The organism is Neopararhizobium haloflavum, assembly GCF_002750855.1.
Taxonomy (GTDB): domain Bacteria; phylum Pseudomonadota; class Alphaproteobacteria; order Rhizobiales; family Rhizobiaceae; genus Georhizobium; species Georhizobium haloflavum.
In genome coordinates, this window is sequence record NZ_NWUC01000001.1 from 789,393 (window position 1) to 805,364 (window position 15,972).

The 15,972-nt window shown below is 59.9% G+C and carries 16 protein-coding genes; 10 read left to right on the plus strand and 6 right to left on the minus strand.

Features of this window, described 5'->3' with window-relative positions; translation table 11 throughout:
* Positions 1-8: 8 nt before the first annotated feature.
* Together CN673_RS04090 and CN673_RS04095 are read right to left on the minus strand one after the other, a co-directional pair.
* The gene (locus CN673_RS04090; protein ID WP_099864902.1) at positions 9-2,120 is read right to left on the minus strand and encodes a ParB/RepB/Spo0J family partition protein; all 2,112 of its coding nucleotides are present in this window, start codon (positions 2,118-2,120) and stop codon (positions 9-11) included.
* 150 nt (positions 2,121-2,270) lie between these two features.
* Positions 2,271-3,233, minus strand: a complete 963-nt coding sequence (locus CN673_RS04095; RefSeq protein WP_099864903.1) for an ArdC family protein — start codon at positions 3,231-3,233, stop codon at positions 2,271-2,273.
* 195 nt (positions 3,234-3,428) lie between these two features.
* Between CN673_RS04095 and CN673_RS04100 the strand changes: the two genes are divergently transcribed.
* Positions 3,429-3,845, plus strand: coding sequence for a hypothetical protein (locus tag CN673_RS04100; protein ID WP_157928797.1), 417 nt, complete (start codon positions 3,429-3,431; stop codon positions 3,843-3,845).
* Between the two features lie 36 nt (positions 3,846-3,881).
* On the opposite strand, the gene CN673_RS04105 is transcribed toward CN673_RS04100, so the two are convergent.
* The 4 genes from CN673_RS04105 to CN673_RS04120 are packed head-to-tail and all read right to left on the minus strand — an operon-like array spanning position 3,882 to position 7,857.
* Positions 3,882-5,411: an SAVED domain-containing protein gene (locus CN673_RS04105; RefSeq protein WP_099864905.1), complete on the minus strand. Its 1,530-nt coding sequence runs from the start codon at positions 5,409-5,411 to the stop codon at positions 3,882-3,884.
* A 9-nt stretch (positions 5,412-5,420) separates the two neighbouring features.
* Positions 5,421-6,368: an AAA family ATPase gene (locus tag CN673_RS04110; protein WP_099864906.1), complete on the minus strand. Its 948-nt coding sequence runs from the start codon at positions 6,366-6,368 to the stop codon at positions 5,421-5,423.
* Positions 6,368-6,883 (minus strand): HORMA-1 domain-containing protein, encoded by a 516-nt coding sequence (locus tag CN673_RS04115; protein WP_099864907.1) that lies wholly within the window; start codon positions 6,881-6,883, stop codon positions 6,368-6,370. The genes CN673_RS04110 and CN673_RS04115 overlap by 1 nt, the downstream gene beginning before the upstream one ends.
* Positions 6,884-6,891: 8 nt before the next feature.
* A complete protein-coding gene (locus CN673_RS04120; RefSeq protein WP_099864908.1) occupies positions 6,892-7,857 on the minus strand; it encodes a CBASS oligonucleotide cyclase in 966 nt (321 codons plus the stop codon).
* Positions 7,858-8,012: 155 nt separating this feature from the next.
* Between CN673_RS04120 and CN673_RS04125 the strand changes: the two genes are divergently transcribed.
* From CN673_RS04125 to CN673_RS04165, 9 genes are all read left to right on the plus strand, one after another.
* The gene (locus tag CN673_RS04125; protein ID WP_099864909.1) at positions 8,013-8,225 is read left to right on the plus strand and encodes a transcriptional regulator; all 213 of its coding nucleotides are present in this window, start codon (positions 8,013-8,015) and stop codon (positions 8,223-8,225) included.
* Entirely contained in the window at positions 8,222-8,836 is a 615-nt protein-coding gene (locus tag CN673_RS04130) for a GNAT family protein (protein ID WP_099864910.1), read from the plus strand. Before CN673_RS04125 ends, CN673_RS04130 begins: the two co-directional genes overlap by 4 nt.
* Positions 8,837-8,876: 40 nt before the next feature.
* Positions 8,877-9,347 carry a helix-turn-helix domain-containing protein gene (locus CN673_RS04135; protein ID WP_099865073.1) on the plus strand — a complete coding sequence of 157 codons (471 nt, stop codon included), beginning with the start codon at positions 8,877-8,879 and terminating at the stop codon, positions 9,345-9,347.
* Positions 9,344-10,282 (plus strand): ImmA/IrrE family metallo-endopeptidase, encoded by a 939-nt coding sequence (locus CN673_RS04140; protein ID WP_099864911.1) that lies wholly within the window; start codon positions 9,344-9,346, stop codon positions 10,280-10,282. The genes CN673_RS04135 and CN673_RS04140 overlap by 4 nt, the downstream gene beginning before the upstream one ends.
* 47 nt (positions 10,283-10,329) lie before the next feature.
* Positions 10,330-11,490, plus strand: coding sequence for a T6SS phospholipase effector Tle1-like catalytic domain-containing protein (locus CN673_RS04145; protein ID WP_099864912.1), 1,161 nt, complete (start codon positions 10,330-10,332; stop codon positions 11,488-11,490).
* Between the two features lie 87 nt (positions 11,491-11,577).
* The gene (locus CN673_RS04150; protein ID WP_099864913.1) at positions 11,578-12,969 is read left to right on the plus strand and encodes an AAA family ATPase; all 1,392 of its coding nucleotides are present in this window, start codon (positions 11,578-11,580) and stop codon (positions 12,967-12,969) included.
* Positions 12,966-13,811 carry an HNH endonuclease family protein gene (locus CN673_RS04155; protein ID WP_099864914.1) on the plus strand — a complete coding sequence of 282 codons (846 nt, stop codon included), beginning with the start codon at positions 12,966-12,968 and terminating at the stop codon, positions 13,809-13,811. The genes CN673_RS04150 and CN673_RS04155 overlap by 4 nt, the downstream gene beginning before the upstream one ends.
* 257 nt (positions 13,812-14,068) lie before the next feature.
* Positions 14,069-15,091: an IS110 family RNA-guided transposase gene (locus CN673_RS04160; RefSeq protein ID WP_099864915.1), complete on the plus strand. Its 1,023-nt coding sequence runs from the start codon at positions 14,069-14,071 to the stop codon at positions 15,089-15,091.
* A 470-nt stretch (positions 15,092-15,561) separates the two neighbouring features.
* Positions 15,562-15,900: a hypothetical protein gene (locus tag CN673_RS04165; protein ID WP_099864916.1), complete on the plus strand. Its 339-nt coding sequence runs from the start codon at positions 15,562-15,564 to the stop codon at positions 15,898-15,900.
* Positions 15,901-15,972 lie beyond the last annotated feature (72 nt).

The following is a 15,972-nucleotide window of genomic DNA, read 5'->3' on the forward strand; positions in this document are numbered from 1 at the left end:
CACGTTCGTCACTCGGCAGCGACAAGGGCGTGTTCGTCCCGGTCGGCATCGTCATCGTCTTCGGTGAGGAAGTCCGGCAGGGTGGCGTCTTCGCCAGCGTCGGTCTGGTCATTCGTGATGGGCTGATCCCCATCAAGCGACGCCAGACGCAGCGGTTCGGGGAGCCAGCCGGTTTCCGCCAGGAGGCGCTCGGCTTCCTTGGCCATGTCGCCCTTCTTCAGGTGATCGATGAGCTGGGCGGCACGCTCGCCAGCACCCTCACGGACGGCTTCGAGAATGCGGGGCTTGGTCACGCGGCCGAGATAGTTGCCGACCGTGGGCTTCCAGCCTGCCGATACCATGTCGAGCCCGGTCGCCCGCGCGAGACGATCGGCCTGCGCCAGGCGCACGTCGAGACCGTGATGGCTGACGCCCGAACCGGAATACGGATTCGGCCGCTCGAACAACGCGTTGACGCCGTAGCTGACGCAAAGGGCCAACAGGTCCATGCGCGTGCCGTCATCGAGATCTGTCAGCCAATCCCAGAGCGCCTGATCGTCAGCAGGGACATGATCGCCCCAGCGTTGGTGACGATCGTTGACCGCCTGCGCGGAGGGGCTGTCCTTCAACTCCTCGGACTGGGCCGAGAAGTAGGTGTGGCGGACATTGGCCTCGAGGCAGCCGGTCGGGGCGGTATGCCGGAAGGTGTCGCTGACGAGCTTGTGAAGTAGCATCGTCATGGCGACGTGTGGATTTTCCGCCAGCGCATTGCGCAGCGCCAGGGTGCGATGGGCGGTCAGCTCGATGACGAGACGTTCGGGCAGCGGCTTGATGCCGTCATCCTCGTCGTCCTCCGGCTCTGCGGGTTTGCCGCCGATGGTGATGACCGCACGCTGGACGACCGGCACATCGGCCTCATCGCCCTCGGACGCCTCGGCGTCCGTTTCGGCTGCGTTCTCGTCCTCTGCGCGAACATGGCCACGGTCGATCGATAGCGAGCCGTCTGCGTCGATGCTGACGAAGACGCCGGCGATGGCGATCTCGGCCGGGTTGTAGCTGACCGGGCGCGTATCGAAGGCTTCGAGGGCGTGCTCGATTTCGCCGAGGCGCTGGTCGATCTCGTCGGGCAACTCTTCGGCTTGCGCATATTCGGATTCGATCCGGTCGTATTCCTCGCGCAAAGCCTCGTGGCTCGCGCGTTCATCGTCGGTCATATCGACCGTCGTCCCGCTGAGTTCACGAAGGCCATGGTTGTGGCCATACGGGAAGCTCACGGCGACCTCGATCCACTTCCAGCCTTCCTCGGCGACCTGGTCGGCGACGGTCTTCAGCTTCTCAGCCAACATGCGGTCGAGCAGGGCGGGATCCTGTAACCAGCCGCCATCGTCGGACTGGAACAGGTCGCGCAGCACGATGCCGCCGGCTGCCTCGTAGGTCTCGATGCCGACGAAGACGGCCCGCTTGTCGGAAGCGCGGACTGTGGTCTCGGTCAGCATACGCCGGATCTGGTAGGGTTCCTTCTGCCAGCTATCCCTGATCGCTTCCCAGACCTGTTCCTGACGGGCATGGTCGGGGCCAACAGTGAAGGCCATGAGCTGTTCAAGCGTCATGCCGTCGTCGGCATAGATCTCTAGCAGCGCCGGCGAGACGGAAGCGAGACGCAGGCGCTGCTTTACCACGGTGGTGCTGACGAAGAAGGCGGCGGCGATGGCCTCCTCGGTCATGCCCTTGTCGTACATGGCCTGAAAAGCGCGGAACTGGTCGAGCGGATGGAGCGGCGCGCGTTCCACGTTCTCTGCCAGCGACACCTCATCAATCAGGATGTCGCTCGCAGCATCTCCCACGACGCAGGGAACCATAGCGGTCTTGCCCAAACGCTTCTGCTTCACGAGCAGTTCGAGCGCGCGATAGCGGCGACCGCCGGCGGGTACCTCGAACATGCCGGTCTCGGCGCCGTCGGCATCGAGGACCGGGCGGATATGCAGGCTCTGGATGAGGCCGCGCCGGGTGATGGATTCGGCCATCTCCTCGATTGACACGCCGGCCTTGACCCGCCGGACGTTGGACTGGCTCAGCACCAGCTTGTTGAAGGGGATGTCGCGCGCTGACGACAGGGTGATCTTTTGAACGGCAGTTGCCATGACCTTGACTCCGCGACGGGCGCCAAGAGACTCTCTCTCGACCCTGACCCGTCACGAAGCGAAGCGCCGCCCTCTCACTCTAAGAGGGCAGCGCCACGGAGGCGGAAAGGCGTGAAGCCAGAAACCCTACGTTTTCGGTTTTTGGGAGGATCATGCCGCCTGCCGTTCGTTGTCGGTCATGTCGATGCCACGACCGAGATCGGAGTCAGGCAGAAAACCGAGCAGCCAATCGGCCGCCTTGCTGGCCTGGGAGGCGGCGCGGACGATGGCGCGATTGTCCTCACGCAGCACCTCCAGCCAGGAGCCGATATAGTCCGCATGCCGCACCGTGGGCGCGATACCGAGCGAAGCGCAGCAGAAGGCCGCGTTGATCTCGGCCACGAGTTCCTCGAATGCGTATTTCTTTGTGCCAAAACCGCCGGTCAGGTCGCGGCCGAGCCGGGAGGCATGACCGGTGGCGTGCCCCAGCTCGTGCAGGGCGGTGCGGTGCCAGTCGATCGGCTCGAAATAGGCCTGGGGCGGTGGAACCTGCACATAGTCGTGCGCCGGGACATAGGAGGCGCGATCGCCGCCGATGCGGAAGTCGATGCCCGTCGCCTGGATCAGGGCCTCGACGCGCGGCTCGATCAGGCCGGGAGGAGGGGGCGGGACAATGGCGGTGATGTCCTCCGGCAGACCGTCGCATTGCGCCGTGTTGAAGACGGTGAAGCGCTTGAGGAACGGGATCGCGGCGGCGTCCTCTCCGGTCTCGCCCGCGCGGCGTTTTTCGTCTTCTGGCGTGAAGCGGTCGGCATAGACGACGGTGGTGCCGCGTTCGCTTTTGCGGACACTGCCGCCCAGCGACAGCGCCTGGCGAAAGGTGAGCCAGTTCTGGCCGGGGAAACCATGCTGGATCACCGAGCCCCAAAGGATTAGCACATTGATCCCTGAATAGTGCCGTCCGGTCGCGGCATTTTTTGGCATGGCGAGCGGTGCCTTGACCGAGGCCGATCCCCACGGCTGGACCCAAGGCGCGCAGCCGGCTTCCAGCTCGGCAATGATCTGGTCAGTGATCTCGGTGTACAAGTTCGTCCGGCCGGAGCTGGCGCGCGCATTGTGATTTTTCCTGGACATCGCAGTTCTCCGCGACGGGCGCCGGAGACCTCTTCTCCAGTCCTCAACCCGTCACGGAAGTCCCGCCCGCACTCTCACTCTATGAAAAACGTTGCGGGGATCTCCGCGCCGAATGGGTCTGATGAGTGCCTTCAGATGGCTTACTCAAAAAGAACGTCAAAAATCCGCATATACTTCTGAAAGAAAGAAAAGCCGATGACTCGGCTGACAGATTCTGAAGCCCTGCCGAGAACCCGAAGCGAGGAAACGCTGATCCGACGATGTCGGTCGACGGCTGCCGGAATGGGTCGGGAATATCGTGCAACCGTCGCAGATACACTGGCTGCCGAATGCTTGGCCGTGACGATCGACGGGAAGCGGCTCTTCATCGACTATGAGGCGACCGCCACCGAATCGGGTTATGTCTCGGCGAGCGTCATGCTGGATTTCGGCGCGCATTCGACGGGCGGACCGGCGGGTCTGCCCGATGTGGTCTGCTTTGCGCCCCCATTTCAGTTATTCAGGCGACCAATTTCGTTCGCCAAAACAGACGCTGTCGAGCGCATACTCAAGGCTCTACAGCTCTCTAAAGGACTGCTGTGCGACTTATCGATCGTCTTGGACGTGCAATAAGTCCGGCGGATCAGGCTGATAACAATATGTGGTGGCTTATGAAAGTGTCTTCGGCAGAGGTAGAGTGAGGGCCGCAGTATAGGACCGTCCACGCACCCCGTCGAAATCGAACTCGTAAAGCCGGACCGGCCCGAGCGCCGTATGGCGCTGACCGAGAAAGAAGGTGAAGGCATTAGGCGCCGCGATGAAAAGATGAGCCCGCCCACCGCCGCCAGCCTTCGCGCTTCGCAGCTCATTGCTAGCCGAGTCTGCCAGCTCGAACGCATGTCGCCCACACATCACCGATTGGGCGCCGGGTCCGGTACTCGGTTTGAGGACCAAAAGCCGGCCGACCGTTGGGAGAGCCGCCTCGCAATGGCGGCGGACATCGGCTGATACGTCATGCGTCAGGCCTATCGCCACGGCCAGATCCGGCTCGCCCGGCTGCAGTTCGATCGTCTCGGAAACGAGCGACGGCCAGGTTGGATCGGAGATCGTGTCGTCAGCCGACCATATCATCTGTCCGGTGCCACGCTGCTCGAGTTCCACCTGGCGGCCGGATTTAATGTTGATGACGGATCCCGCCGCGAAAGCGAGCGTCACATGCGCGTCGAGGGCGAGCAGGAGGCGCGGCTGATCTTTCGCCGCCGCGAGGAGAAATGCCTTGAGCTCAGGATAGAGCTTCGCCTCCCAATCCGCGTCGCTGCGGATATAGCGCTCGTCGAACGAAGGCACGAAGTCCAGGACGACGTGACATCGTTCCTCGAGCCGATCGAAAGCATGTTCGAAGGATCTGACTCCATAGACCTTCGGCCCGCCTCGGGCCGATCCGAGGAGGTCCTCGCGGGCGCAGACGGCACGAAAACTGGAGCGGTCGAATTGAAGTCGCCCCTGCGCCATCCATTGGAAAATGACATCGTCGTAGGGGAAGGCGCTCTGATTCGCCGAAATACGACGCAGGCCGACGAGGCCGAACAAGATGTCGAGCTGATCGCGCAGGGCATCCAGCGTATCGGTCGCTTCTCCGAATGCAAGTGTGCGCGCGAGAATGCGGAGCTCCTCTTCGTCGATTCCGAGATGCTCCCGCCACGCCTTGCGCACGGAACCCGCCTTGCTGTTGTCTGTGACCGAGCCATAGAGGCGCTCGAGCCGCATAGCGCCGGAACGCATACCCACCATTTGGCGTAACGGGTCAGCACGATCGAGACGCCAGTTGGTTACCAGCTTGAAGCGTACACCACTGCCGGCTGGAGCGTAGGCGAGCTGGGCCTCACGCGCCCGCTGCAGCAGGGAGCGAGCGTTGGCGTTGATGAATTCCGGATCTATAAGGTGCGAATAGCCGTAATTGTCGGGCGTCACATGCCACTTGCACTGCATGTGCTCGCGCAGCAACGGATCGCCATACTGGTCTGAAGCACCTCGCATGGGGTCGTATTCGACCCAGATGTCATCAAAGCTTTTCGGCCCGCATTCGAATCCGACCCGCACGACCGGGCTTTCCGGGTCCAGAAGGCGAGCGGCGTGCCACCAAAAGAGGCGCGCCTGGAACGTATCGCCGTCGCGCCGGACAGTCACAGCCTGCGTCATCGTTCCACCTCACGCCGTGATTGCGCCATCCCGGAAGGGCGGCGTCGGAACCATAGCCCTGGCGATATCGACAGCGCGGGCGCCATCGATGGGCTTTGACGGATAGGCATCGAGCACGATCGCGGGAAGCAGCCTCTGTGTGAGGTCCGAAAACGTGAAGCCGTAATCGCGGTGCCCGCGCTGCGGCCCAGTTGCCGCGACCACCGCCTCGATATGCTGGCGACTGACGCCGATCGGCTCCAGCCTGCTTGCAAGAACGAAGCGACGCTGCTCGTCGGCGGGACGCTCAAAGCTCAACACGTCAGCAGCGCGGCGGCGCACTGCCGGGTCGAGCGCGCTGATGCGGTTTGTGCACATCAATAATGCTGCTGGCAGCTTCGCATTTGCAAGACGGTCGATGCCGCGAATGAACGCGTTTACCCCTGCCTTGTCCTCATGATGCATTTGCGTTGCCTCGCGAGACTCGGCTAGCGCATCGGCCTCGTCAACAAGCAGGATGATCGCACCACGCGCTTTGCCGGAGGCGGATTTGAGTTTGGTTGCCTCCGCCACGGTGTAGTCAAAGGCAGCCGAAATGAGCTGCGTCATTTCACCGACCCGGCCCTGGCCACGGGTCGAAAGGCTGAGAGGCAAAAGTGTGATGTCTATCTGCTCCTGCCGGGCGACGGCGTCGCCAATGGTTTCGGCCAGTTCGGTCTTGCCGGAGCCGACGTCACCGGCAAGCACAACCAGCGGCGGCCGCCGCAGCACCGTGTCGAGAAGCAGGTTGGCGTCGGGATGATGCTGCCGCGCCCAGACAGCGAGGCCGGCCGGGTTGACGAGAAGAGCCAGTATCTTCGCCAGGCGGCTTTTCTGATCGTCGAGACCGACCAGGCGCGCAAGCCGCGTCTGCGGGTCGAAGTCTGGGTAGGTGATGCGTCGCTCGAAGAGCTCGTCGAGAGTGGGTTTGGTGCTCATCAGAAACTCCTCACAGTGGCGCGGTCGAGGGCCATTCCCCCGGACGAATAGGTCCGATCACTGGCGAGATAGCCGGTGATACCCGGCTCTGGAGCTCCGCCGCGGGAAAAAGGAAGCCTTCCTGCGAAGCCGGCATGCTCGGCCCCGGTCAGTTGGAACCAGGCAGACGTGTAGGTCATGTAGCTGTAGAACGAAGCGCCGGTAATGTTGGCGCCCGGTCGCACACGACCAGGATCGTCGTCATTGGCCGCTGCGCCGGCGAGATCTCGAGCGGTGTAACGCAACGTCGGCTCGATCCAATTGCCGTTTCGCTTGAAGCCGTAGGCGACGGTCTGTAGATAGCCAGCTTTCAGCATTTCTGTGGCCTCGGCTTCAAATTCCGCAATCTCGGTGTCAGAGGGACTGCCGTAAAAGCGCTGCATGCGCTTGAGGTCGGTGGCGACTTTAGCTGCCATCTGACGTGCATGGGTGATGGTGAAGGTCCCACTCTCCGTGTAGCTGTAGCTGGTGGACATGGGTCACCTCATACTTGGAAGGAGGAACCGAAGACCTTCTGCCAGTAGGCGACGGTCAACTGTTTGTTGGGAGCGGCCAGCGCCGCGTCGATGGCATCGCCCGCGTCGAGGGCTGCCTCGACGATCGCATCGGCATTTGACGCGGTGTAGAGCCGCGCCACATTGTTGACGGCGTTCACCGGATCGATGATCTGCACCGTGTCTGTGAATGTGCCTACCGACGACAAGGGGTAGTAGTCGCCGAACACGATGCGCTGTCGAAAGTCGGTCCGGGCGATGTAGGTGAAGAAGTACTGGAGAGCTTCCGGATAGTCGGAAAATTCGAGACCATCGTCGCAGAGCTTGGCGAGGATCATTTCGATCATGAAGGACTTGAAGCGGAAGCCGTCGCGTTCTTGCTTCATGCGACGCGCCCAGAATTTGGCGAGCCGGACGACCTGGGCAAAGTGTTTTTCCTGTGCGCGCTTGCGCTTGGCTGCGAAGTCGAGATGAAGGGGAATGCTCGTTTTCAGGAACGAACCGTCATCCTGGCTGACGAGGTTCCCGTACCACTGCACATCACCCTCATAGAGAATTGGCACCACATCGACGTCGAGTCCGCTCCCCCTGAATGAGACCGTCACGGAATAGGTCTGTGGCTGGACCTGGTCCGGGCTGAAATTCGGGAAAGCCTTGCGAAGCCGCTCCGCGAGATAGTCGAGCAGCGTTTTAATATCCTTCGGCGCATCGGCGCCGCTGATGTAGCATGCCACATCGATATCGTTGAGCGAACGTAGCGCAGTGCCTTTCGCCAAGCTGCCCGACAGCATCATCTTTCTCAGCGTGAAATCCGGGTGTTCGTCGAGGTAGCCTTCCAGCTTCTCGCGCAGGCGCCTCGCCTGGGCTCGGTATTCATCAGCTTTGTCCTTCGGCAGGTTCACCCTTTCCTGCGCGAAGGTGACGATGTCGTTATGTCCGACGTGCTGCCGTCCCATTGTCCTGCTCCTGGTGGTCGACCCAGAGAGCGCCGACTCGTGTTGTAGAGATATAATAGCTAAAATTTGGCTATTCAAGGGGTAATGAAATGGCTAATCGGCATTGACAGATTCAAGGGGATTCTCTATATGCGATCTCAACGACGGAGGATGAGATGATGGCTAAGCGAACCATGACGCTAAACCTCACCGACGCCGAGATGCGGGTTCTGGACGACTTGTCGCTCCGGAAGGACATCACCAAGACCGCCGTGCTCCGGCAGGCCCTGCGCCTTTATCAGACGATCGAGGCGCGTGTCGAAAAGGGCGAAAAGCTCCTGTTCGAAAATGAGGCCACAAAGGAAAAGGCGGAGCTGATGCTCCTATGACGGCCGACGTTTCGACGATCTACCTTCTCGATGTCGCGACCGGAAATAGCGTCGAGGCCGAATTGCGCGATGCGATCGAGCAGGCGCAGATCGATGATTGGCAAACGAAATGGCAGCCTGCCCTGCTTGGCATATTGCAGGACCTCGCGCGCAATGGCGTACCTATGTCGCAGTGGCCGCAAAGTTGGCACTGGAACTGGGCACAGAAGACAGCGCGCGTACAGGGCCTGCTGGCGTTTAGGGGCTTCAGCGTCGTCGCACAGGGTGAGACGCAGGGGCTCGTCCAGGTCGACCTCACGAAAGCGGGCCGAGAGCCTAATCAGGTCCGGAAGCCGCTTGTCTATATCGACTATCTCGAGGTCGCTCCATGGAATCGGCCGGAGTTCGGCGCGGCGCCTCGATTGCGTGGTGTCGGAACGGCGCTGCTTACCGCAGCCGTCGCCTTGAGTGATGACGAGGGCTTCAAGGGTCGCCTCGGGCTCCATTCGCTGCCACAGGCCGATGACTTCTACCGAAAGATCGGAATGACCGACCTAGGACCGGATTCTGCATATCAGAACCTCAGATATTTCGAGATGACTGCCGAGCAGGCTCGCGCGTTTCTCGAATAGGAGCCAAACAATGAAACTCGGACGGAGCAAGGAATGGTGGATGGCTCGGGCGCGCCGCGAAGGTGACGCCGTTATCGGCGCTGGTCTTCTCGCGCTTGATCCGAAGCCAGATGAACGGCCTGCCCCATCGCATTCAGCGGCCGGCGAGGACACGCGGATCGCCTTCGGCAAATTTGTGAAACTCATGCGCCGCAGACGGGGTTTCTCAATGGAGGAGCTCGCGCAAACCGCGGATCTGGACGCTAGCGAACTGTTGGTGATCGAGGATGATGTCCATTACGTTCCCGAGCCGCGGACAGTGTTCAAGCTTGCGCAGACTTTCGAGGTGTCACAACGACGTCTCATGCAGCTTGCGGGTTTGGTCGTGGCGAACGATGCTGACTTTCGACAGGAAGCGGTTCGATTCGCTGCGCGCTCCGAGGCTGTCCATAAGCTGACGCCCGAGGAGAATTCTGCACTTGAAGCGTTTGTTGCCATCCTGAGCGAACAGGAGCCCAAGCGAGTGAAGTGAAGAACGTCAACCTCGGACATCGCACGATCGTCGATATCGACGGCCAGGTTGCTAAGGTCCTGAAGGGTCTCGGCAATCTGGAGCCGCCGCTTGATCTGCGCGTGGTCCGTGAACTCCTCAAGCTCGACCGAGGCTACTACAGCACGACTGACGACCGCCTGTTGCGAGAGACGTTCTCGCGGATGAAGGTTGCGGGCAAGCAGGTTCTGCTGCGACCAACACTTCTCCGAGATGCCGTTCGATCACTCAGCCTTAAGGCCCTTTACCTGCCGGATCAGAAGCGGATTTTGCTCGATAAGAACCTGCCTCCGATCAAACATCGTTGGAACGAAGCGCACGAGATCGGGCACGATCTGATCCCTTGGCACGCTGATATGATGCTCGGCGACACTGAGCATACGTTGACGCCAGTATGCCACGAGTTGATCGAAGCGGAGGCCAACTACGCTGCCGGACGTATCCTGTTCCTCGGCGATCGCTTTGCCGCCGAGGCAACGTCATCCTCGCCGAATTTCGATCTTGTCCGGGGCCTGAGTAAGAGGTTCGGCAACACCATGACGTCAACGCTTTGGCGCTTCGTTGAGCAGGCGCATGCCGGCCGGCCTATGGTGGCTCTGGTCACCGGTCATCCGCATCCAACGCGCAGAAAGCCTGGCTTCGATCCCTCCAATCCCTGTCGTTACTGTGTGGAATCCCCACCATTCCGTGAGCGGTTCGGGATGACCCGAGAGGTCGATCTGTTCTCGGCCATTGCCGGCTATTGCGGGGCTCAGGGTGGAGGTGTGTTGGGTCAATGCGAGTTGGTTCTGTCAGATCTGAACGGCGACCCACACCTGTTCGACTTCGAGACTTTCTTTAACAGCCACGAGGCCTTGACGCTGGGCGTGTGGCTGAAGCCGCACGTAAGAACGGCACCTGTCTCGATTTTCCGGTGACGAAACGATATCGCTCTCTTTCGATTCATTGTTGAGCAGGAGTGGCCATGCCGAAGAACATCGTCATACTGCTCGATGGAACATCGAATGAAATCTCGGCTGACCGAAGCAATATTCTGCGGCTGTACGGAACCCTTGAGAAGAGCGGTCGTCAACTCGTCTATTATGATCCTGGAGTGGGGACCTTTGGAGCCGAGAACGCATGGCTGCGATTTTGGAGAAAGGCCGTCGAGATCCTGGGTCTGGCCACCGGATGGGGCCTCGATCACAACGTCAAGGAGGCTTACCGGTTTCTGGTAGAGAATTACGATGATGGGCGAAGCGGAGACGGGGAGACAGGATCCCGCGACAACGTCTACCTGTTTGGCTTCAGCAGGGGCGCCTATACCGCACGCGTGCTGGCAGGGTTCATCCACGCGGTCGGTCTGATCGAGAAGCGAAATCTGAATCTGCTCGACTACGCCTATCGCGCCTACAAGGGCATCGGAGAGAATGGCGAAGACAAATTTGGTGAAGTCAGGCTTTACGAACGCATCCTCGCCCCTGATCGTCCGCCCATACGCCTTCTAGGCCTTTTCGACACTGTCGCTTCCGTCATCGAGCACGGCCGCTATGGACCCCGTTTGCGATCCCACGCCTATACCAAGCGCAACTGGAGCGTCGAAAGTGTGCGCCACGCCGTTGCGATCGACGAGCGACGTACGATGTTTCGGCCGCAGCTGTGGCCGGAAGATCAGGAGTATTGGGGCAACCCCTTCAATAAAACCGCCGCCAAACCGCAGGACGCCCGCGAAGCGTGGTTTGCCGGTGTCCACGGTGATGTCGGTGGCGGTTATCCCGAGGCGGAAAGCGGTCTGGCCAAAGTGGCGCTGGAATGGATGGTCGAGCAGACTCGCCCCCTGGGACTGTTCTACCGAACCCAAGCCGTCAACGAGCTCGTTTTGGGCCAAAACCCCGACAAGCCGTACATAGCTCCCGATCCACACGCCAAACCGCATGATTCGATGAGTTGGGGTTGGAGTGTATTGGAGTTCCTTCCGCAATGGCGACGTAGGCTCGAGGACGGTTCCAAAGGTAGCAGACTGACTATTCCCCTGTTTGCCCGTCGCAAGATTCCGGCCGGCGCGCGTATTCATCAATCGGTGGCTGATCGCGTCAACGGCGGTGATCATTCACCAAACATGCCAGCGGATTATCTGATAGAGTAGCGACGAACAGCAGGTTGGACCTGCAGGTAACCGCGGCCCATCTTTTCCGGCGATTTTGCCATCCCTGGACGCTACGAAGATCCAGCAATGTTTTTACGCAGATTGACACTGACCAACATCCGCTCAATCGGTTCGCTCTCGATTCATTTTGAAGAGCAATCTGGTAAGTCACGTCCATGGACGTTCTTGCTCGGCGAGAATGGCTCGGGCAAGAGCACTGTCCTGCGTACCATCGCATTGGCGTTGGCAGGAAGCGAGGCCTTACCAGAAATCTTGGGCGATCTTGATTGGTGGATCCGGGAAGGACACGATAGCGCTAGCATCGAGTTGGTACTTGCCACTGCGAACGATGATCTGCGGCGGGTCGAGTTGAAATTCGTGCGTGGGAGCGGCACGTTGCGGTTTCTCACCGACAATCAGAATACCTTGCGCGAGTTGGATGACGCACTTCGGCACGCAGCGAGAAACTACTTTGTCGTCGGCTACGGCGTGAATCGCCGCGTGACGCTTGACAGTCAAAGCATCGCACCAACCAGTTCCGCGTACAGAACTAGTCGGTCTCAAAACGTCGCGACCCTGTTCTCCTCGAACTCGGCGCTTGTTTCGCTTGAGCAATGGGCGATCGACCTCGACTACCGACGCGGCGACAAGGGATTAGACCTTGTTCGCAGTGCCCTGAACAAGCTGCTTCCTGACGTCAAATTTGCCGGCGTTGACAAGGAGCATAGGCGGTTGAGGTTCAAGACACCGGATGGCACCTTGCCACTCGAACTCCTGAGTGATGGATACCAAGCCATGGCCGCTTGGTGCGGAGATTTGCTATTCCGCGTCACCGAGACATTCAAGAATTACAAGGACCCACTCAACACCCGAGGGCTACTGCTGATCGATGAACTGGATCTGCATCTCCATCCAGTCTGGCAAAGGCAGCTTGTGTCCTTTTTGCGAGCTACGTTGCCACGGTTCCAGATTATCGCGACAACACATTCACCTCTGACCGTTCACCAGGCCGGCACCGAGGAACTGTTTGTATTGAAGCGGGGAGCATCGCCGGACGCCGGAGTGATTGTCGAGAAATTCGCTGGCGCACCTAATAAGCTCACACTCAGTCAACTGATCCAAAGCCCAATATTCGGTCTCGACACGCTCGACTCGCCCCAAGTAGCCGAAGTTCGCCGAAATCTAAGGGCGCTGAAAGGCCTTCCCGTAAGTGACCAGAAGGGGAGGGCTGCGACCGTCAAGCCCGCTTCCACCACAGCTGGCCGTGCCCGGCAGATTCGAGCGCTGGAGGCGAAGCTGGAAGGCGTCCCTGACCGGGATCGTGTCCCTGCCTACCTGAGGCCTACCAATCTCTTGCTCGAACGGATCGCCCAGGAACTGCAGGGAAAGCAAAGTAGTGGTGCGGGGGCCTCGGTCCAAAAAGCTGTAAAGGCTGTGGCCCGAACGAAGGCTCAGCCCTCGACCGGCAAGCTGAAATGATACGGCTGATCCGGAAGCGCCAGGCCTCCGCATTCCCAAATGATTTCCGAGGCGAGAGGCTGAAGGAAAAGCATCTCGATTTGGTAGCGCGCTACTACACGAGCATAGAAAGCGGCAAGCCGATCGCATTTGCCTCTGGCAAATGGAAATCAGCCAAAACCAAGGTCCGTGCCGACAGTGCGAAGAAATGCGCGTACTGTGAAGCCTCGACTTCCGTTGTTGCGCATGGTGACGTCGAGCATTTTAGACCAAAGTCGCTCTATTGGTGGCTAGCTTATGACTTCGACAACTATCTTTTCTCGTGCCAAATTTGCAATCAGATCTACAAAAAGGACTTCTTTCCCGTAACGCCTGAAAACCAGCGCTTGCCGGCCCCAGTGATGCCCGCGGCCAGACCCGTGAATCTCGCTGATCTTGCAGCTTTGTCTGAGGCGCTCGCGATCGACGGCTCTCTGTCCGATGACGGCGTAGTCAGACAAAGATGGGCAGCGGAGGACGCCAATCTGGTACATCCCTACCTTGAAGATCCGACAACAATTTTTGACTATGAGGCAGACGATAGCAACGCAGAGGTGTGGGTCCGCCCTGGGGGGCATCCCAAATCGGCTCGCGCCTATGCCGCTGCCGAGAGTTATCTCGGGCTTAATCGTGAAGAGCTACGAAGGGATCGATATCATCACTACAGTCTTCTCGCGATTATGAAGCTTGCAATGCTGGAGACGGAAATCTCGCAGAACACCCATATCCGCATCCTCAAGGAATTCGAACGATTGGCAGACGTGCGGGCACCGTATGCCGGAATGAACCGGTTCTTTCTAAGGATGTGGGATATTATGGGCTAGCTCACGATTAAATGAGAAGCCTTCGAGGTTTTTCGAGGATGCTGCAGGGAATTAGTGCAGTTGATCTGAAAGCCAGAGGGATTTTACATTGTTTTTCCATGTTTTGTGCTTCGTCTTTGCCTAGAAAGCAATATGAATTTGAATGACTGCTTGGTCACAGGGTATCCCAAAATCGGACAGTCCGCTTCTGATGCGGTGGACGGCTCTCCTCCCATCCTGCGGTATGGTCGCAGGATCAGAGCTGGAGAAGTGCTACGATGGGAATCATTGCGACGATCGGTTTGGATATTGCGAAGTCCGTGTTTCAGGTTCACGCAGTGGATGCGGCCGGCGAGGTTGTGGTTCGTCGGAAGCTGACGCGAGGGCGTGTCCTCGCCTTCTTCGCGGGCCTGCCACGATGCCTGGTCGGGATCGAGGCCTGCAGCTCCTCGCACTTTTGGGCTCGGGAGCTTACCGCACTTGGACATGATGTGCGGCTGCTGCCAGCTCAGTATGTGAAGCCCTACCTGAAGCGACAGAAGAACGATGCGGCTGACGCAGAAGCGATCTGCGAGGCCGTGACCCGACCGGCCATGCGCTTCGTGCCGGTGAAGTCGCCCGAACAGCAGAGCGTGATGATGCTGCACCGGGTCCGGTTGATGCTCAACCGCCAGCGCACTCAGATATCGAATGCTTTGCGATCCCACTTGTCTGAGTTCGGAGTCGTGGCGCCGATCGGGCGGAATGGAATTGAGCAACTGCTCGTGGTCATCAACGACGAGAACGATACCCGGATACCGGCTGACGCACGGCTTTGCCTGCGCATGCCGGAGGCCCAGCTCAAGGTCGTGAAGGAACAGATTCTCGAGAACGATCGCCGGGTCCGGGCGAGTGCGCGAGAGACCGAGTTGGGTCGCAGGTTGATGGAAATCCCGGGCGTCGGCCCGCTGTTGGCGAGTGCGTTCGTTGCGACCGTTGCCGATCCGCACGCATTCAAGTCGGGGCGATGCCTCTCGGCTTGGATCGGACTTGTTCCCAAGCAGAACTCGAGCGGCGGCAAGGAGAGGCTCGGCAGTATCTCCAAGGCCGGCAATCGCTACCTGCGACAGCTGCTCGTGGTCGGAGCGATGGCGGTCATCCGCTATGCCGAGCGACATGGAACCAGGCGGCCATGGCTCGTGCAACTCATAGCACGACGAACGACCAAGGTGGCAGCCGTGGCACTCGCCAATAAGACCGCCCGGATGGTCTGGGCATTGATGACAGGTGGCGAGCGCTACAGGGAGCCGACCATCACATAGAACGAGATAAGGCGAGCGATCGCCGACGAGGTTGGAAAGGGCGGACAGGAGCTAATGCACAAAGCCGGTTGATACCGCCGGATCAGGAGAACCCACTGGGGCCGTGCACCTCGAGTGCGAGCTTACGATCGGGACCTGAGACGCGCGAATGGCATTATGGCCAGCGGCACATGAAAGGCCGCACCTACAGGTCGGATACATGGTCGCACCAACCAGCACCTGCAAAAGCGAAAGAAACCCCTTGCCAACGGAGAGCCGTCCATACACGGCCCCAAGCTGACGCGTTGGAGCGCGCGGTAGCACAGCCGCTCTCATCCAGTTTTGAAAGCGCAACAGTGGGCCGACTTTTTCACTCGGCCATTGCTGCCCTCACAGCGAATTTGCAGAACTCCCTGTACACTACCTCTCGATAGCCTGCTTGCGACGATCTGGTTCTCGACTTCATTGAGTGGCGGGACTACGATTTCTTGATGGCCAAGCTCGTCCGCCTACTGGCAGTCGTGTTTCTCGCGGTTTTCGTCGCGAGCACGGCGGCGCATGCGGCCGCTGCCACCGACATGTCCATGAAGATGTCGATGGCCGCCGCGAATGACGGCGGCTTGGCCGATTGCCAGGACTGTCCCGGCGACGAAGCTCAGGCATCGATGTGCGACCAGTTCTGCGCGACCACACTGGTCGCGATCTGCCCGCCTAGTGCGGCCGAGCTTCGACATGTTGCGGGCATTGTTTCTTCACCGCCCGCGGAACCGTCGGATGGCCATACGGGACCACCTGAGCCTGATCCTCCCCGAACTGCCTTCATGAGCTGAAGCGGTCGCGACGGCATCCGCCCGTGGCCGCTCGCCATTGATGCGCCCTCTATGGTCGCGCGTCACACAAGG